The organism is Paenibacillus sp. 10L310, assembly GCF_056395745.1.
Genome location: NZ_JBFTKC010000018.1, coordinates 99,289 through 118,047, shown reverse-complemented (window position 1 = coordinate 118,047; position 18,759 = coordinate 99,289). Strand labels below are relative to the sequence as shown.

Sequence of the window (18,759 nt, the reverse complement as noted above, 5' to 3'; positions counted from 1 at the left end):
CGATGGCGGAGGGGTTCCACACGTACCCATCCCGAACACGACCGTTAAGCCCTCTAGCGCCGATGGTACTTGGACCGCAGGGTCCTGGGAGAGTAGGACGCCGCCAAGCAATCTAAAGACACACTTGATGATATCGAGTGTGTCTTTTTGTTTTACTATTTTACACTGGCAAACAACTAACTTATAGATGAGACGAAATTAAGATTCTTCACTTATATGAAGACTTCCAATATTATTGATCAGACTATTAATGCTGGTAGGTATATTTCCATCTGTTCGACTTCTTATTCTTAGCTCCTTCAGCAACCTTTCAGTTGAATTTAACGTACGTTTCAGTGGGATAGGGTATAGTGAAGCTAAGTAAAGAGGGGGGGAATCATAATGAATATATCTTCTACAGCCAGCTCCACTACATCATACATATCGACATCTTCGAGTTCGGACAATTCAAGTAGCTTGGAGAAACAAAAGACGAAGCTTGAGGCTCAACTGGAGAAAGTGCAATCCAGCAAGGACGATGAACAGACTAAGGAGACAAAGACCAAACAGCGTGAACAGCAGATCAAACAGATTGAGACACAGATTGCACAGCAAAGCTCTCAAGGAGCCGGTACAACTGCTACGAAGGAGGCTCCACCTGCCCAACCACCATCCAATGGAATGGGCGTAGCTACCCCTAAGGAGATTGCAAACGCAACGACAGACAGCAATGGTCGATTGGATATACGTATCTAATTCCATCTAAATTTAGGATAAAACAAAAGCCCTGACCGATCTATATTGATCGTGCAGGGCTTTATTAATTTGTTTATTAGATTATTTATGAGGTCTACCTACATTTTATCTACGTTCAATTGATCTTCTATCTGTTGCTGTTATTATCTGTTAACGTTATTCAGACTGCAACGCGTTTATTCGATCCGTAAGGGATCGTTTTCTATAGTACAGGGCTATGGTTGCGAGAACCAGCATTTCGGACAGCGGTACGGCAAGCCACACACCCGTGACACCAAAGAATGAAGGGAGGATCGCAATCAACGCAATCATGATAATCATTTCACGCGCAGCTGTAATCCAGATGGCCATTTTGGCATTACCCACAGATTGGAAATAGGTGCTCATGACAAAGTTAACACCCATAAACACATAGGCAAATGTAAATATACGTAATCCGTAAACGGCATTATCCGTTACGCCACTACTGAAGTTTCCAAAGATTTGCACGAAATAAGGTGCACCGATCTGAACAACAACCAGTAACAATAGACCGCATGCCAGAGCCGTTTTGGTAGCTAAACGTATCGTTTGTTGTACCCGTTTAATCTGTTTCGCACCGTGATAATAGCTGATCAGAGGTTGGGCAGCAGACGCCAGACCCAGGAACGCTAACAGTACCACACCATGAATATAGTTCAATACGGTAAAGGATGCTACACCATCCGTGCCCGCAATGCGGTCCATGGAGATATTGTGAGATACAGAGAAGACCGACATGCCAAGTTCAGCCAGAAAGCTGGGGAAACCAATGAGCAGCAGGGAAGCCAGCAGTTTGTTTTTCCATTTGAACCGGGTGAACGTGAGATTATTTGTTTTTTTGAAAAAGTGAGTGAACAGAACAAGTAACGCAAGAGACGCCGATACAATTGTACCGAGTGCCACACCGCGTACACCCCATTCAAGTACATATAATGTTATATAATTGATGATAATATTGGCAACAGCAAACGTAATCTGAGCGTACATGGACGTATTGGGATTCCCATCGTTTCGTACAAAGATAGAGAGTGCATTCTCAATGGTGAAAACGAACCCGAACAATAACATGATATTCATATAGTCCGAAGCAAACGGGAAAGTCTCGGCATTAGCACCGAGGGAGTATACCAGTTTGTCTTTAAATGTAAATGCAACATATCCAATGGCTACCGTAACTAACATAATGAGCATAATGGATTTGGTGAAAATTTGTTTGGCTGAAGTGATATCTTTTCTACCCATAGCGTTGGAGTACAACGTTGCCCCGCCCATACCAATCCACAGCGACATGGCAACAAAGAGCGTGTAGACAGGTGAGGCAATGCCGATCCCGGCCATCGCGGTAGAACCCAGTTTGTGTCCAACCATAATGCCGTCGATAATAAAATTAAAAGCAACTACCAGCATCCCTAATACAGAAGGCACGAGGTAACTTATAAAAGCTTTACCTACAGATTGCCCTTCCAATGGATGCGTCCAATTCGTATTCATAATGACCTCCGTTAGTAAACTGAATGTTCATTCTGTATATAATAATACTGAACGTTCGTTCTGTATGATAACACGCCATGAATTCTCTTGGCAACTTTTGCGTTTAAATATCGTTTATGTGATAGAGTAGGTGGATATTTATAAGGCGGGAGGAATCTCTTGATGAAACAAAATAAATACGATGAAGCTGAATTTTTCGACAACTATAGTAAGATGGCTCGTTCCGTTCAAGGGCTGGATGCAGCCGGGGAGTGGCATGAATTGCAGACTCTTTTGCCTGATTTGAAGGACAAGCGTGTGCTGGATTTGGGATGTGGTTTTGGGTGGCACTGCCGGTATGCGCGAGAGCAGCAAGCGAGTTCAGTGATAGGTGTAGATCTGTCTGAAAATATGCTTCAGCGTGCTCGTGAAATGACGGACGATCCGCAGATCGAGTACAAGCAGCTGGCGATTGAAGATATTGATTTTGCACCGGGACAATTCGATGTTGTGATCAGTTCACTTGCTTTGCATTATATTGAACGGTTAGACACGGTGTACGCTAAGATCAACGATTTTCTCGTAGAAGGGGGCACATTTGTACTATCTTCCGAACATCCCATCTTCACCGCTCGCGCTGCGCAGGATTGGCATTACGGACCCGAAGGTGAAATCCTGCACTGGCCCGTGGATGATTACCATGATGAAGGGAAACGTGTGGCGAACTTTCTGAATCAGGATGTGGTTAAATATCATCGCACACTGGCAACACATCTAAATGAACTCATTAAGGCAGGGTTTGCTATTCAAAAGGTGGCTGAATCCAAACCATCACCGGAGATGATTGAACAGGTTCCTGGCATGCGAGACGAAAATCGGAGACCGATGTTTCTGATGATTGCTGCGGTGAAAGTATAACGATGAAAATGATACGTTAGACCAGAGGGCAGAAAGAAACTGAGGAAGTGGAGCGTTCGCTTAAAAGCTTTCTGATAGAGATTTCTAACTAAGCAAACTTGAAGGAAGCAGCGTGTCCAGCGATGTTGAACATGCTGTTTTTTTATTTTGCTACAATAATAAGAAATAATGTCCAAAACAGGGAACCAAATCACATTAGACTCAGTCATATTAAGTGAGGTGAACAACAGTTGGATGATCAATTACTGGCACAGGCTCAGACCATAGACAATTACACACTTAGTAGCATAATGGATGACTACGGAAATGACGTCTGGAATTACGCTTATTTTCTGACCAAAAGTGCCGAACAGGCAGATGAATTGTCACAGGAGGTATTTATTCGGGCGTATTCGGGGATTGCTCATTATCGTGGAGATTGCTCACTGAAAACCTGGCTGTTGACTATTACTAGGAACACGACTTTTACATATCGAAAATCCAGATTTTTTCGTAACAGTCTGTGGGGAGAGACGTTACCCATTGAGACAGAGCATGGGGGTTCGAACCAAAGAGTCATGATTGCAGAGCAGCCTGCACATCCTTCGGCCGAGATGGAAGTGATGCGTAAGGAGCATATCCATGAAATCTGGGATATTGTTCTGGCGTTGCCAAAGAAGTTTCGGGAGATTCTTTTGCTGAATCTGAAATATGAGCTTACGACGAGTGAGATTGCTGCGATGTTGAAAATCAGCTTAGGCACAGTAAAATCCAGACTATCCCGAGGTAAGGATAAGGTACGGAAACAATGGGAGGAGCGAAGCAAATGAGACACAAGGATGAGCAGTGGGAAAAGGAAATCCGGAAGGGACCGTTTGCTTTGTCTCCTTTTACAGAGGATCACAAGCGAAAGGTGCTTCAACAGGTGGAGTGGATGAAGAAGTCGGAAGAGGAAAGCAAGGGAGATAGGTTATAGGACAGTTCCAGGTTATCCAGGCCGTTTAGACCGCAAGTAGGTAAAGTGTCACACAAGCGTCGCCCTAGAAGAGGGCCTCTTGTTGCCGGTATGGGTGCGTTGGTTATTGCTGCTGGATTGTTCCTATGGATCTGGGATGATGGACAGCTGGTGAAACCCGTGATCGAGCAGGTCTATCCGACAGCAGCGTTACAGTTATCCGATGGTTTGAACACAAATCTGCTAACCGACAAAATGAAAAAAAATGTTGCGACTACGATGCGAGATGATCTGGGTAAACAGCTGAAGATTAAGAAAGTGGAAGACTTGCCTGTGTCCGGCAGAGTATATGTAGAGGCTGGAAATGAAAGTGAGAAGGAGTATGCGCAGATATGGCTCGATGCGACAACAGGAAATTTGCGTGAGGTAGGAATGAGACGTGAGATGCAGCCAAGCGAGCTGGAACACCGTTATCTGCGTCAAGTTTCATCGCTTTTGCAAAGTATAGGCAGTACTCCAACGCTTAAACCTACATCAGTCCAACGTTTTGTGAGTATGAAGCAAGGGGAATTGGAGCCGATATCACATACGACATTAGCGTTAGAGAATGAGACTGGCGATGGTTATGGGGAGATTGTATGGCAGCAGGACAAGGCTGTCTCGATCAGAGGTGACCTTAGACCTGATCATGTATCCCAGGCAGCACTGGCGGATGCCAGAAACGCGATTGAGGCTCTGTCTGGTAAAGTTAATCTTGATCTGGTAAGAGCAAGCCGAAGCAAAGATGATGAACTGGGTAAGGATACAGTCTTTTTTTCCTTTAAAGATAACTACTTTGTACAGATGACCGAAGGAAAAGCGGGCATGGGTTATACGGTTGGGGATGCTAATCACTATGAGCAAGACTTTGCAGACTGGGAAGAAATAGAGGCTTATTATCAGGAACTATATAACATACAGGAGTCTCTTCTTAGAGGAGAAGTAGAACCTATAATTAAAAAAATATTTAAAATGGATCTTCAAGCGTATAAACTTCACCGTAATCCTGACCATCCAGGCACGGTCACATTTGAACTGGAGTCGAGCAAGGATGTTTTTCAGGTTGAATACAGGGAAGATGGACGGATCAAGATGATCACCAGAGGCGAGTTATAGAGCTTGATCTTATATGTTACAATTTACTTCATAGATGGAATGTGTATAAGGAGATAACGATGAAATATTTGGTGAGTTCATGTCTGGCAGGGGTAGCTTGCCGTTACAATGGAACAGCGAGCCTGGATGAGAAGATTCAGGAGCTGGTGGAGCAGGAGCAGGCTAAGATGGTATGTCCGGAGCTGCTTGGCGGATTCTCCACTCCACGGGAACCAGCTGAAATTATCGGTGGCACGGGCAAGGACGTACTGGCAGGCACTGCAAAAGTGATCGAGAAAAGTGGCAAGGACGTCACAGAGTTGTATATTAAGGGAGCCTATCAGACGCTCGAATGGGCGCGAGAATTGAATGTATCTTGTGTGGTACTGAAGGAGTTTAGTCCGTCCTGTGGTACACAGATGATCTATGATGGGAATTTTGCCAATCAAAAGGTAACTGGAGAAGGTGTCACCTCAGCATTGTTGAGACAAGAAGGATATACCGTCATTTCTGAAAATGAGTGGATGGAGCAACTATAGGTCGAACAGATATCGTTTCATATTCACAGAAAAGCCGCTGGATTATATCCTGGCGGCTTTTTTGTTGTCTCCCATTACTTTTCTCATCAAATGAATAAAGTCAATTTTCCTGAAATGCTAACAAACAATATGGATACATACGATATAGATATAAGATATATAAGGCTATCTACTATTTAAAGTGGGGGAATAATCATGTCAATTCAGTCTAAGCCAAAAAATAAGAAAGGAAATAAACTCAAAAATATGAAATTAACAACAACGATGGTCATCATGACTGTAATTAGTCTAATCGGCTTGTTTACTGTTTTTCTGATTGGGATTTTCGGAATGAACGAAGCAAAAACGGGACAAGGCATCCTCTATAATGACCGCTTCCAGCATCAAACCAATGTTCTGGAACTGAAAAGTAATTTCTATAATATGCGCGCCAATTATACAAAGGTTCTTGATAATGCAGAGTATACCGACAAACAGTACGATCAGGTTCAGAAAGGTAAGAAGAGTATCACGGATGGCTTGAATGAATTTTCAGCAAGAACATTGGATACCAAAGAAAAAGAGATATTTGCAGATTTGGTAGCAAAGATGGATACATATTATCAGGATATTGAGCAAATCATGGATACCAAAAAGATGTCGGGCACCTACGATAGTGAAGAGAGAGGAAGAATTAACAAAAGCAGTACAGCGATTGTGGAGACGATCACCCTGTTGAGTGCGCATAACGAAGAAGAGTCAGCCAAGCTCTATGCGGATACACAGGAAGTAATTCAGCAGCGAGCATTGGTGCTCGGTTCGGTTCTTTTGTTTTCACTTGTAGCACTCATTCTTATTTCATTTGTAGTGATTCGCAGTATACGTCAACGAATGAAAGCGATCACCCGTTATTGTGAAGAAATAACACAAGGCAACTTAACGGCATCCTTAGATCCGCATCTAACACAGGGAAATAATGAGATAAGTGTCATCGCACGAGCTATTCGTACAATGACCGATTCCACAACAAATGTCATTCGTGGTGTAGTTCAGGAATCTCATCATATCAACCAGGTTAGCGATCTTACCAACCAGAACATGGCTGGTCTGAATGAACGAATTCGTGAAGTATCAGCTACAGTTGAAGAGCTCTCTGCTGCAATGGAAGAGGCTTCAGCCCATACGGAAAATATGAATCATTCGGCTAATGAGATGCAACAGGGAGCTGAATATATATCGGAACAGACATCTAAACAAGCAGAGTCCGCCTATGTGACCAGCACGAAGGCTGAAAAGTTGAAGCAGGAAGCCCGCGAATCGAGCCGAGCAGCCATAGACATGTACGATCATACGAGTAAGAAGATGTCAGAAGCGCTGGAACGTGCAACTGCTGTAGATCAGATTGGTATATTATCTCAATCTATTTTGGATGTTACAGCGCAGACTAATCTGCTTGCACTCAATGCATCCATTGAAGCTGCAAGGGCTGGGGAAGCAGGCAGGGGTTTTGCGGTTGTTGCAAGCGAGATTAGAAAGTTGGCTGATGATTCCAGACAGGCTGCCGATCAAATTCAGCAGGTCACGGAGGAAGTTATGCAGTCTGTAACCAATCTGTCCTCGAATGCCAAAGAGTTGCTATCCTTTATGTTTAATCAGGTTGGCAAAGATTATAAATTATTGGAGGATACAGCTGAACAGTATTATGTCGATTCTCTTGATCATGCCAATGCAGTTAAAGATCTCAATGCAACCTCACAACAAGTGACTGCGAATATCAAAATACTAGTGGGTTCCATTCACGAGATTGCATCAGCAAGTGAACAATCAGCCGCATCCAGTCAGGAAATTGCAGGACATATGGTCGCTTCTGCTGCGCAATCTGTGGAAGTAGTTAAACAATCTGATCAAGTCAAGGATAGTGCATTAAATCTGAATAAGCTGGTTCAAGATTTCAAGATTTAAAAGAAAAGAGTCATAGATAATCCACTAGGGCCATGTGTGTGCCCAGTGGATTATTGCTGTCTTTCATCCAATACTTACTTTTATAAACCAAGAAACAATAATGTGCGTACTTTTAATTTATACACATAGGTCCTAAACTAATACTTGAGATGAAACCACTTTAACATTATTGTTCAACATAAAAAAAAATATAAAAGGACGTGGAGCTCCATGGAAGTTACAGCAAAGTCAAAGACAAAGGAAGACATCTTAAAGGCGTATCATTTCCGGCATGCAACAAAGATATTTGATGATACACGCAAAATCTCGGATGAGGATTTCCAATTTATATTGGAAACAGGCAGATTATCTCCAAGTTCCATTGGACTTGAACCGTGGAAGTTTCTGATTGTACAAAATCCAAACCTGCGTAAGCGTCTGTCCGAAGTCTCTTCCGGCGCTCAAAAGCAATTGGCTACAGCAAGCCATTTTGTTGTTATTTTGGCCCGATCAGATGCCAGTTATAATTCTCCCTATGCGGAGTACATGTTGAAGGAAACAAAGGGAATGCCAAATAACGTATTTGAGCTAACAAGTGAGGCTTATGGAAAGTTTCAAAATAACCAGAAGATTCTGGATAATCCACGATCATTATTCGACTGGGCATCTAAACAAACATATATTGCACTCGGCAACATGATGACGGCGGCAGCCCAGATCGAGATTGATTCTTGTCCAATCGAAGGTTTCAGCCGTGAGGGCGTCCACCTTATTATGGAAGAAGAGGGCTTGCTGGAAAATGGCGCATGGGGCGTCTCTATGATGGCAGCCTTCGGTTATCGGGCAGAGGAGCCCCAGCGTGAGAAGTCCCGACAATCCGTTGAGAAAATCACGCAATGGATTAACTGAATTCAGCATGAATCCAACATGAATTCAAAAAACGATTAGCTAAGATCTAACATTATAGATCAGGATCAAAGTAGAATCGAAACAGCCCGATATTTTCCACATGTTAGCAGGATGGAAAGGGCTGTTTTTCTTTTTTATAAAAAGAACTTGAAAATACATAGATGTCTATGTATAATGGGGTCATGCCTAAATACAACGCAATTGCACTGATTGCAAGAATCAGAGACCATGTCAACAAACGGATTGTACACGAATTGGAACAGCATGAGGTAACAGGGATTGTTCCTTCTCATGGAGATGTATTGATGTTCTTGTACCGGGAAGAGACGCTGTCGATCAAGATGTTGGCTGAACGTGTTCAACGCACGCAACCAACGGTAACGGTACTGGTCAACAAGCTGGAGAAGCTTGGCTATGTTGAACGCAGAAAGAGTGCCGAAGATAGCCGAGTGACGATGATTCGCCTAACCGAACAGGGGAAGCGACTCGAACCGATCTTCCATCAGGTATCAGAGCAGATTAATGACATCATCTATAGTAGCTTGTCCGATGAACAGTCGGAGCAATTGGAGAGCTTGCTATCCATTATTGTCCGAAAGTTATAATGAATGAACTCTTTTGTCTGCAACCCTTCCAGATTTGACTGGGGTGGAGGCAGAGGAGACCAAATATTTTTTTAATCATATACATAGATATCTATGTATATGGAATGTATCAATGTAACCCCATTTTTGCAACCTAACTCAAACCAAACCTGGAGGGATTCACACCATGAAACATCTTATCGTATATGCTCACCCGCACACAGACAGCTTGAATAACGCAATCCTCAATACTGCTGTAGAAGCTCTCGAAGTTCAAGGACATGAAGTGGTTGTTCGTGACTTGTACAAACTTGGATTCCAACCCGTACTGACTGAAGCTGACACAGCTTCCATGCGTGCAGGACAGACACCACAGGATATCGCAACAGAGCAACAGTTTGTTACGGATGCAGAAGTTATCACATTCATCTATCCGATCTGGTGGACAGGTCTTCCTGCCATTATGAAAGGATATGTTGACCGTGTATTCGCCTATGGTTTTGCATATGCAGCAGGTGAAGCGGGAATTGAGAAATTGCTGACAGGCAAAAAAGGACTCATCATCAACACACATGGTACACCAAGTGAAATTTATGATCAGATTGGCATGACTGCTGGACTGAAATTAACTTCAGACGTAGGCATCTTCGATTTTGTAGGTATTGAAGCCGTAGATCATCTGCTCTTCGGTAGTATTGGATACCTGGATGCACCCGCATATCAAGCCATGTTGGATCAGGTTAAACAGACGATTACAACCAATTTCTAATATGGATGTTGAATCCAGATACGGATTCCATATGATACCAGACCGACTCGATCATGAGTCGGTTTGTTTGTTCATGTGTTTGCAAAATGGATGAAAGGGGGTATAATCGTACCCATGGAACCTATACTTATATTTAAAGCATTATCGAACGAGACACGTAGACAAATCCTGTTGTGGCTCAAAAACCCGGAGCAACACTTCCCACCGCTGGAACTATCTCAGCATCCGGATGGTGGCAAGAACGGAATCTGTGTTGGCACGATTCAACTGAAGGCTGGACTGGCTCAGTCGGTTATATCCAGTTATCTGCTGACTATGCTCAAGGCAGGGCTGCTGCTCTCCGAGCGCAGAGGACAATGGACGTATTATCGGCGCAACGAGGAGACGATACGTCAGTTTGCCGAGTACGTACAGAACGAGTTATAAGCCGGATGCCGGAACGGAAGCTAGGATGCATATGCAGGCAGGGATTCCGTCCGGATGTAAACGGCTAGTTTATGAACACATCACCATATCCAGTTGTGATTTAATTAATCTATATATCTGGATATACAAAAATATAATCATCGAGGAGATTAAACGATAATGACTACAGAAAATACGGCTTCATCCCATAAAGAACATATTAATGACGTTAAGCTTTCCATCCTGGATCTGGCTCCCGTCGTTGTGGGTGCAACACCTGCTGATGCTTTACGCAACAGTCTCGATCTGGCACAGCATGCAGAGCGTTGGGGATATCACCGTTACTGGGTAGCTGAACATCACAACATGCCGGGTATTGCTTCTTCCGCAACTTCGGTTGTTATTGGATATCTGGCTGGTGGAACCAAAACGATTCGTCTGGGTTCAGGAGGCATCATGTTGCCTAACCATGCACCGCTTGTCATCGCTGAGCAGTTTGGTACTCTGGAATCCCTTTATCCTGGCAGAATTGACCTGGGACTGGGTCGCGCACCAGGTAGTGACCGCCGTACATCGCTTGCACTACGTAAAGATCTGAACAGTGGGGAAGATTTCCCTGAGCTTTTGGCAGAACTCAGAGCATACTTTGATGCTTCGGCGACATCTTATCATGCGCCTGTTCGCGCAGTTCCTGGAGAAGGATTAAATATTCCAATTTACCTCTTGGGGTCCAGTGATTTCAGTGCACGTCTGGCAGGTCAGCTGGGATTGCCGTTTGCTTTTGCCAGCCACTTCTCGCCCGATTACACCCGGATTGCATTAGAGACGTATCGAAACAACTTCCAACCATCTGAAAGCTTGAAGGAGCCGCATGTAATTGTTGGTGTTAACGCTGTTGTTGCAGATACAGACGAGGAAGCCGCATGGCTGGGTACAACGATGCAACAGCAGTTCCTGAACATTATTCGTGGCACAACGGGATTGGTACAGCCTCCGGCAGAGATGGAAGGCAAATGGACGGATCGTGAGAAAGCAGGTGTGGAGCAGACGCTGAAGGCAGCTGTTAATGGTTCACCAGAAACCGTACGTGGACAGTTGGAGTCTTTCATTCGGCAGACGCAGGCAGATGAGCTGATTATTACGTCGATGATCTATGATCATAAGGCACGGCTGCACTCCTATGAGTTAATCGCACAATTGGCGGGAAAAGCTTAATCTTCATTTTTCAGCGTAAAAGCTGGATTAATGGTAGGGTATAGTTACAAATTTACGGTTCGTCTCCCAGTGAGGCGAGCCGTTTTTGAATAGGGAGAATTTGCAAATGGTTCGTGTGGGGCAGAAGACTCATTTTGGGGTAAAATGACTTTACCGGTTTAATTTGAAACGGTTAATCAGCACCATACGTATAAATCCAGAGTGTTATACATATGTTGGCTTGTACAAGGTATTTTTTTCGTGTGTGGGCATTTATTTAGCTTTATAGTTTAGTTTTGATTAAGGGTCATAAGAGAGGACGACACGCCTATGGAGCAACCTGAGCAACCCCGCGTTTGGCCGGAGCGGTTCAAGCGATTTTTTCTTAACAACAAATTTGTTCTATTTCTGCTGATTCTGCTGTTGGTGGGACTGAACGTGATGGTTCTGACCAAAGTATCCTTTGTTCTTCATCCGCTCGCAGTACTCATCAAAACCATTGTGCTACCTATTATTCTGTCAGGCATACTCTACTATCTGCTGAATCCGATTGTGGATGTGATGGAGCGGTGGAAAATTAAGCGTGGCTGGTCCATTCTGATCCTGTATCTTGCGATTGGAGGCATTCTGACAGTCGTAGTATTGGCGGTCATTCCGGTTGTGCGTAACCAGATTGTGGGGCTGATTGAAAATTTCCCAACCTACAGTGAGACGGTAAAACAGCAGTTTGAGGAGCTTACGGGCAGTAAATTGTTCGGTCAGTTCCAGGAAACGGTGAATCTGAATTCGCAGGACTGGTGGGGAACAATCTCCCAAAAGGCTACTGAAATTCTGAACTCGACCTGGACCAAATTGGGCGGATTCCTCGGAGCTTTCACTGAGACCGTACTGTCCATCGTAACGGTTCCGTTCATTCTGTTCTATCTGCTGAAAGACGGCAAGAAGCTGCCAGCGAAAATTCTGTCTTTCCTGCCGATCAAGAGCCGTACAGGTGCAATGCATGTGCTGGAAGACATCAATCACCAGATCAGTTCATTCATTCGTGGACAGATTATCGTCAGCTTCTGCATCGGTATTCTGCTCTACATCGGTTATATGGTCATTGGTCTGGATTATGCATTGATTCTTGCAATTATCGCATCGTTCACAAGTGTTGTTCCGTATCTGGGACCTGCAATTGCGATTACACCAGCATTGATCGTGGCACTCGTCACTTCTCCGGTGATGCTGCTGAAAATGGTTGCCGTATGGACGATCGTACAGTTAATTGAAGGTAAATTCATCTCACCACAGATCATGGGCAAAACGCTGAAGATTCATCCCATCACGATTATCTTTGTCATTCTGACTTCGGGTAATCTGTTTGGAGTCGTGGGCATTCTGCTCGCTGTTCCAGGATACGCGGTGCTCAAAGTATGTGTATCACATATCTTCAACTGGTTTAAGGACAGATCGGGCCTGTACGATCCGAACAAGAACAATCTTTTATAACCGAAGTGGCAAGCTCCTAGAGATAGTTAATCAGAAGATTTAGTCACTTTGTATCCTGTATAAAACGGTACCCTTACCTAGAAGAACCCCCGTCCATCGGCATACAGCCGAGAGGCGGGGGTTCTTCTTCATGAACAAGCTTGGCTGCTGCCTAGCTGTGTTTAATATGTTGGAGCGTTTGCAAGAAAATCTGCTCAATATGAGCATCATCCAGAGAGTAGTACACGGTCTTGCCTTCCTTGCGCCGCTTGACGATCCGCATGTTGCGGAGTGAACGCAGCTGGTGTGAAATGGCCGACTGTCCCATGTCGAGCAGAACCGTCAGGTCATGAACACATAATTCCTTCTGTAACAGCGCATCAATAATACGTAGACGTGTGGGGTCGCTGAATGCCTTGAACCAATCTGCCATCTCGGAAGACGTCTCCCGATCTATGAGTGAAGTGCGAATCGTCTGCACGTCGGCTTCAGTACCTGAGCAGGCTGCATCACATTCGCTTGGTGCTTTAACCGGTTGTTCCATTTCCTATCACCGCCTATGTTAACAACTATAGCTCTATTATATCCAAAACCCGCCTAAAGCGAAATGATTACTATTAGCATAATCTGTATGAAAAATCAACAACGATTGTTGACACTCATGTTTAGGCGTGCATATAATAGGGGTAACCAAACATATGAATGAGTGCTCATATATTGAATACAATTGAAATATAACATCGTTTTTGTACTGCAAAGGGGAGAATTCACATGGGAACCGGACAGGAACAGGTGAAAAGGGAACTGCTGCTTGATGGACTGGATTGTGCGAACTGCGCATTGAAGATTGAAAATGGCGTCAAAAAAATTAAGGGCATTAACGAATGCTCTGTCAATTTTGTTACCAAAACACTATCGCTACACACCACTTCCGATATGGATGAACAGGTAGTGGAAGAAGCAAAGCGCAAAGTGCTTCGGCTGGAGCCGCATATTCGCATTTCGGAAAAAGGAAAACACGTGAACGGACATGTGCACACCCATACAGGGAGTGCAGTTGGTGCGCATAACCACAGTCATGACCATGCCGGACATAATCATGGACATTCACATGGCAAACACTCGCATACTCATGATCAACATCAACATGGTCATACACATGAGCACGGGAGTCATGCTGGACATGATCACAGCCATACGCATGATGATGCCCATGCAGGCCACTCGCATGAACATGGTGCAGGACAGACAAAAGTGTTGCTTGCTCGTCTTGCTGCAGGTTCTGTGTTGCTCGCAGCCGCAATCTGGTCGCCGCTGGAGGGCTGGGCACAGTTTACTCTATATGCGCTCGCTTATCTGATTGCCGGGGGAGATATCGTACTCCAGGCGTCCAAAAACATCATCCGCGGTCAGGTGTTCGATGAATACTTCCTGATGTCCGTCGCTACCTTGGGTGCTTTTGCCATTGGAGAGTATCCGGAAGGGGTAGCGGTTATGCTGTTCTATCAGCTCGGGGAGCTGTTTCAGGGCATGGCGGTTAATCGGTCACGCAAGTCGATTCAGTCACTGATGGACATTCGCCCGGACTACGCGAATATCCTGACGGGTTCGGGTGACGAGACCCGGCGTGTATCTCCGGAAGACGTACGGATTGGTGATCGTATTGTCGTGAAAGCAGGAGAGCGAGTACCGCTGGATGGTATCGTTAGAGCTGGGCGTTCCATGGTGGACACTTCTGCTCTGACAGGGGAATCCGTACCTCGTGAGCTGGAGTCGGGAAGTGATGTACTGAGTGGATTTGTGAACAAAAATGGTATGTTGACGATTGAAGTAACCAAAACGTTTGGTGAATCAACGGTATCCAAAATTTTGGACCTGGTGCAGAACGCGAGCAGTCGGAAAGCGAAAACAGAGCATTTTATTAGTAAATTCGCCCGATATTACACACCGGTTGTTGTTATCCTTGCAGCCGTGATTGCATTTGTTCCGCCGTTGATACTTAGTGGTGCAACATTTGCTGACTGGATCTATCGTGCATTGGTCTTCCTGGTTATCTCATGCCCTTGTGCGCTCGTGGTCTCTATTCCACTTGGATTCTTTGGTGGTATCGGAGCAGCTTCACGTAACGGGATTCTTGTCAAAGGCAGTAACTACCTTGAAGCGTTGAACGATGTGAAAGTTGTTGTTTTTGATAAAACGGGTACACTAACCAAAGGTGTATTCAAAGTAACAGCCATTCATCCCGAAAGTGGACGCACGGAAGAAGAACTGATGGAGCTTGCAGCCATTGCCGAAGCCAATTCCAATCATCCGATTGCTGAATCCATTCGCGCAGCTTGGGCCAAAGCCATTCCCACGCAAGGTGTTGAAGGTTATGACGAAGTTGCCGGACATGGGATTAAGGTGAGCGTCGATGGTCGGGAAGTGCTGGCAGGCAACGCCAAATTAATGAAGCAGGCAGGTATATCCTATACCACACCAGAGACGGCTGGAACGATAGTCCACGTGGCTGAAGCTGGCACGTATGTTGGTCATCTGATCATTGCCGATGAAGTGAAGGATGACGCAGCCGCGGCTATTCAGGCTCTGAAGAAACTCGGCATCCGCAAAACGGTCATGCTGACAGGTGATGCCAAAGCCGTAGGTGAAGCGGTAGGACGTGAGCTGGGTGTGGATGAGGTCTACGCTGAATTGTTGCCACAGGATAAAGTCGAGCGACTGGAACAACTGGAAGCTGCCAAATCTCCGAAGGAAAAAATGGTGTTTGTCGGTGACGGTATCAACGATACACCTGTGCTGGCACGCGCCGATGTGGGTGTGGCCATGGGTGGACTTGGTTCAGATGCCGCGATTGAAGCGGCAGATGTGGTCATCATGACCGATGAACCGTCGAAACTAGCGAGTGCAATCCGCATTGCTAAGCGTACACGAATGATTGTGTGGCAAAATATCGCGTTTGCTCTGGGAGTTAAAGCGATCTTCCTGTTACTCGGTGTGTTTGGCATAGCTACCATGTGGGAAGCGGTATTCTCGGATGTCGGTGTCACGGTGCTAGCTGTCCTGAACGCCATGCGTGTACTTCGTGTGAAGAATATCTAAGTTTACGAAACGATCCAGGCGGCTCTTCGTATATACGTAGAGCCGTTTTTATATTTTTATGTAGATAAGTCTAACTAGACATTTACACGAGAACGGAGAGGACAGAGATAACCTGAAGAAGCGAAGCTACATCGGAAGGTTATTCTGTCATCGGAGTGTCAGTGTGAGCAGGTCTATGGAAGACAACAGTGAAGGGGAGAACGTTTTGGCAGGAGCAGTAGTAGGGATCATCATCGGAGTGTGTTATTTCATTCTGGGGTTCATGGTGTTCAAAAAACCACCGAAAATGATTAACGGAATATATGGTTATCGGACCCCGCGTGCAATGAGTAATCCCGATTTGTGGGATGAAGCGCAAAGTTACAGCGCCAATCTAATGATGCAATTTGGTGTGATTATCACGATATTCGGCATTATCGGTTTCTGGCTTACAGATGTACGAGCTTTGGTGCTGAGTCTGGTTGCTACAGGATTTTATACGTTCAGATTGTTTACCAGAGTTGAAGGCCGGTTGAAGCAAATGCAGCGTGCTCAACAGCAACAGAATGAGCAGAATATTTAAGGTAATTTGAATGAATAGTGTACAGAGGAAGACCTGCGTGTGAAGCGGGTCTTTTTTTGTTGAAGATATAGAATGGAAGTCGATGTTCAACTCGGTAAGACTTTAAAATCTAACGTTGACGTTAACGTTAATATTATATATAATTATGTACATAACATTATAGACATATAAAAAAGAAGAAAGAGGTGAGGGAAATGAGTTTATATAAAATCGACGACGTAGCCAAGGAATGCGGTTTGACCAAGCGAACCATTCGGTATTATGAAGAGATTGGTGTCATGCCTTCACCTCAGCGGACAGATGGCGGGACGCGGTTGTACACTCGGGAGGATATCGATTATCTGAAGAAGGTGGTTCGCGCCAAAGAGGTACTTGGATTCTCCCTTCAGGAGTTACATACCTATGTGGCAACGGCAGATGCCTTGAACGAACAACGTTTTGACTACCAGCAGACGACCGAAGTAAGAGAACGGATCGAGAAGCTTACCGCGATGGAAACAACGCTGGATGGGCAGTTGCAACTGATTGAGCAGAAACTTCAGAGCATACATGCCGTACAGACTGAACTGGAAGAGCTGCGTGAACGCGTTCGGAGCGGTATTCAGAAGTTACAGGCACATGATCCGCAGGGTGATGAAGACGGCTAACCGAAAGCATCTAATATTTAATAAACAAAACTGTATACACATAATCGCTACATGGAGTGAGCACCATAGTACCTGTGGCGATCCTGTACAAACACCGGATGTTTCGGTGTCATTTGTGCCGTTTTGTTACCTCTAATTCTGAAAATGTATAGAATATTTTCATTATTTTCAAGGTCGTTTTCAAATATAAAGCTTAACCACATAAATTATTCACAGGAGGAATTACGTATGAAAAGAGAGCCATCATTACCGGACGAATTGCCGTCATCACGTGGGGGCCTGTTATCCCAACCACGAGCGGTATGGGCGGTTGCCTTTGCGTGTATCATATCCTTTATGGGTCTGGGTCTGGTTGACCCGATCCTGCCCGCGATTGCAGATCAGCTGCATGCTTCGAAAAGCCAGGTGTCACTGCTATTTACCAGTTATAACGCTGTAACCGGGGTAGCGATGCTGATTACGGGTGTCGTATCCAGCCGGATTGGTGTGAAGTGGACGCTGCTCAGCGGTATATTGTTGATTATTATCTTCTCATTCCTCGGCGGTACCTCAGACACGGTAGGTGCACTGGTCGGTTACCGTGGCGGTTGGGGACTAGGGAATGCCTTGTTCATCGCAACGGCGTTATCTGCCATTGTGGGACTGTCCACGTCGGGGACAGCCAAAGCGATTATTTTGTACGAAGCAGCACTTGGTCTCGGGATTGCGGTTGGTCCGCTGCTTGGTGGTGAGCTGGGTTCCATCTCTTGGCGTGGCCCGTTTTATGGCGTGGCTGTTCTGATGGCGATTGCCTTTATCAGCATTACATTTATGTTGCCCAAGATGGCCAAACCGAAAACACGCAGTTCTTTGTCCGATCCGTTTAAAGCATTAAGTTATCCTTCACTGAAAACATTGGCGATTACCGCCTTCCTGTATAACTTTGGTTTCTTTACCTTGATGGCTTATTCACCATATGTCATGAATCTGGATGAGCACGGCTTGGGTTATGTATTCTTTGGCTGGGGACTGATGCTGGCGATTACGTCGGTATTCGTGGCACCAAGATTACAACGCCGATTCGGATCGGTTCCGTCCATGAGTGTCATGCTTACATTGTTCGCGATTGATCTGGTTGTTATGGCAGTAGGTACGGTGATGGGTTCACCAACTACCGTTATTGTGGCAGTCATTGTAGCGGGGGTTTTCCTTGGGATTAACAACACGTTAATTACAACGGCTGTTATGGAAGCTGCACCTGTAGAGCGTTCTGTTGCTTCTGCTGCATACAGCTTCGTTCGTTTCCTGGGTGGTGCACTTGCTCCATGGCTTGCGGGTAAATTGTCCGAGTGGTTCCTGCCGGAAACGCCGTTTTATTTTGGTGCATTAATGGTTCTGGTTGGAGTCGTGGTACTGCTGGTGCGCCGTCATCATCTGCGGGATATCGATTCCGCCATTACATCTCATTAA

Annotated in this window: 19 protein-coding genes and 1 rRNA gene; 18 read left to right on the top strand and 2 right to left on the bottom strand. The window is 45.1% G+C overall.

The window, feature by feature from the left end; genetic code table 11:
• Both rrf and AC1DE7_RS26465 read left to right on the top strand, forming a co-directional pair.
• Positions 1-109 (top strand): 5S ribosomal RNA (gene rrf, locus AC1DE7_RS26470); the annotation flags it as partial.
• Positions 110-381: 272 nt separating this feature from the next.
• Positions 382-735: a FlxA-like family protein gene (locus tag AC1DE7_RS26465; protein ID WP_127551718.1), complete on the top strand. Its 354-nt coding sequence runs from the start codon at positions 382-384 to the stop codon at positions 733-735.
• Positions 736-891: 156 nt separating this feature from the next.
• On the opposite strand, the gene AC1DE7_RS26460 is transcribed toward AC1DE7_RS26465, so the two are convergent.
• Positions 892-2,247 carry an MATE family efflux transporter gene (locus AC1DE7_RS26460; RefSeq protein WP_282319511.1) on the bottom strand — a complete coding sequence of 452 codons (1,356 nt, stop codon included), beginning with the start codon at positions 2,245-2,247 and terminating at the stop codon, positions 892-894.
• Between the two features lie 162 nt (positions 2,248-2,409).
• Here AC1DE7_RS26460 and AC1DE7_RS26455 point away from each other — a divergent pair, with 162 nt between their 5' ends.
• From AC1DE7_RS26455 to AC1DE7_RS26400, 12 genes are all read left to right on the top strand, one after another.
• Positions 2,410-3,144 (top strand): class I SAM-dependent methyltransferase, encoded by a 735-nt coding sequence (locus AC1DE7_RS26455; protein WP_477535517.1) that lies wholly within the window; start codon positions 2,410-2,412, stop codon positions 3,142-3,144.
• Positions 3,145-3,374: 230 nt separating this feature from the next.
• Positions 3,375-3,953, top strand: a complete 579-nt coding sequence (locus AC1DE7_RS26450; protein WP_477535516.1) for an RNA polymerase sigma factor — start codon at positions 3,375-3,377, stop codon at positions 3,951-3,953.
• Positions 3,950-4,099 (top strand): hypothetical protein, encoded by a 150-nt coding sequence (locus AC1DE7_RS26445; RefSeq protein WP_477535515.1) that lies wholly within the window; start codon positions 3,950-3,952, stop codon positions 4,097-4,099. Before AC1DE7_RS26450 ends, AC1DE7_RS26445 begins: the two co-directional genes overlap by 4 nt.
• A 45-nt stretch (positions 4,100-4,144) precedes the next feature.
• A complete protein-coding gene (locus AC1DE7_RS26440) occupies positions 4,145-5,233 on the top strand; it encodes a hypothetical protein (RefSeq protein ID WP_477535514.1) in 1,089 nt (362 codons plus the stop codon).
• 59 nt (positions 5,234-5,292) lie between these two features.
• A complete protein-coding gene (locus AC1DE7_RS26435) occupies positions 5,293-5,751 on the top strand; it encodes a 2-thiouracil desulfurase family protein (protein WP_340937095.1) in 459 nt (152 codons plus the stop codon).
• Between the two features lie 195 nt (positions 5,752-5,946).
• Positions 5,947-7,692 (top strand): methyl-accepting chemotaxis protein, encoded by a 1,746-nt coding sequence (locus tag AC1DE7_RS26430; RefSeq protein ID WP_477535513.1) that lies wholly within the window; start codon positions 5,947-5,949, stop codon positions 7,690-7,692.
• 210 nt (positions 7,693-7,902) lie between these two features.
• The gene (locus AC1DE7_RS26425) at positions 7,903-8,580 is read left to right on the top strand and encodes an NAD(P)H-dependent oxidoreductase (RefSeq protein ID WP_282319505.1); all 678 of its coding nucleotides are present in this window, start codon (positions 7,903-7,905) and stop codon (positions 8,578-8,580) included.
• Positions 8,581-8,741: 161 nt separating this feature from the next.
• The gene (locus tag AC1DE7_RS26420; protein WP_477535512.1) at positions 8,742-9,185 is read left to right on the top strand and encodes a MarR family winged helix-turn-helix transcriptional regulator; all 444 of its coding nucleotides are present in this window, start codon (positions 8,742-8,744) and stop codon (positions 9,183-9,185) included.
• A gap of 166 nt (positions 9,186-9,351) precedes the next feature.
• On the top strand, positions 9,352-9,933 hold the full coding sequence (locus AC1DE7_RS26415) for an NAD(P)H-dependent oxidoreductase (protein WP_477535511.1): 582 nt from the start codon (positions 9,352-9,354) through the stop codon (positions 9,931-9,933).
• Positions 9,934-10,047: 114 nt separating this feature from the next.
• Positions 10,048-10,359 carry an ArsR/SmtB family transcription factor gene (locus AC1DE7_RS26410; RefSeq protein WP_017690814.1) on the top strand — a complete coding sequence of 104 codons (312 nt, stop codon included), beginning with the start codon at positions 10,048-10,050 and terminating at the stop codon, positions 10,357-10,359.
• A 159-nt stretch (positions 10,360-10,518) separates the two neighbouring features.
• On the top strand, positions 10,519-11,553 hold the full coding sequence (locus AC1DE7_RS26405; RefSeq protein WP_017690813.1) for an LLM class flavin-dependent oxidoreductase: 1,035 nt from the start codon (positions 10,519-10,521) through the stop codon (positions 11,551-11,553).
• Between the two features lie 309 nt (positions 11,554-11,862).
• Positions 11,863-13,023 (top strand): AI-2E family transporter, encoded by a 1,161-nt coding sequence (locus AC1DE7_RS26400; RefSeq protein WP_036614215.1) that lies wholly within the window; start codon positions 11,863-11,865, stop codon positions 13,021-13,023.
• 151 nt (positions 13,024-13,174) lie between these two features.
• Here AC1DE7_RS26400 and AC1DE7_RS26395 read toward each other — a convergent pair whose 3' ends face one another.
• Positions 13,175-13,546: an ArsR/SmtB family transcription factor gene (locus AC1DE7_RS26395; RefSeq protein WP_036614212.1), complete on the bottom strand. Its 372-nt coding sequence runs from the start codon at positions 13,544-13,546 to the stop codon at positions 13,175-13,177.
• Positions 13,547-13,773: 227 nt separating this feature from the next.
• Between AC1DE7_RS26395 and AC1DE7_RS26390 the strand changes: the two genes are divergently transcribed.
• The 4 genes from AC1DE7_RS26390 (at position 13,774) to AC1DE7_RS26375 (ending at position 18,759) form a co-directional block, all read left to right on the top strand.
• Positions 13,774-16,101, top strand: a complete 2,328-nt coding sequence (locus AC1DE7_RS26390) for a heavy metal translocating P-type ATPase (protein WP_477535510.1) — start codon at positions 13,774-13,776, stop codon at positions 16,099-16,101.
• 163 nt (positions 16,102-16,264) lie between these two features.
• Positions 16,265-16,663 (top strand): SdpI family protein, encoded by a 399-nt coding sequence (locus AC1DE7_RS26385; protein ID WP_282319501.1) that lies wholly within the window; start codon positions 16,265-16,267, stop codon positions 16,661-16,663.
• 194 nt (positions 16,664-16,857) lie between these two features.
• Positions 16,858-17,310 carry a helix-turn-helix domain-containing protein gene (locus AC1DE7_RS26380; protein ID WP_101315043.1) on the top strand — a complete coding sequence of 151 codons (453 nt, stop codon included), beginning with the start codon at positions 16,858-16,860 and terminating at the stop codon, positions 17,308-17,310.
• Between the two features lie 228 nt (positions 17,311-17,538).
• On the top strand, positions 17,539-18,759 hold the full coding sequence (locus AC1DE7_RS26375; RefSeq protein ID WP_127551738.1) for an MFS transporter: 1,221 nt from the start codon (positions 17,539-17,541) through the stop codon (positions 18,757-18,759).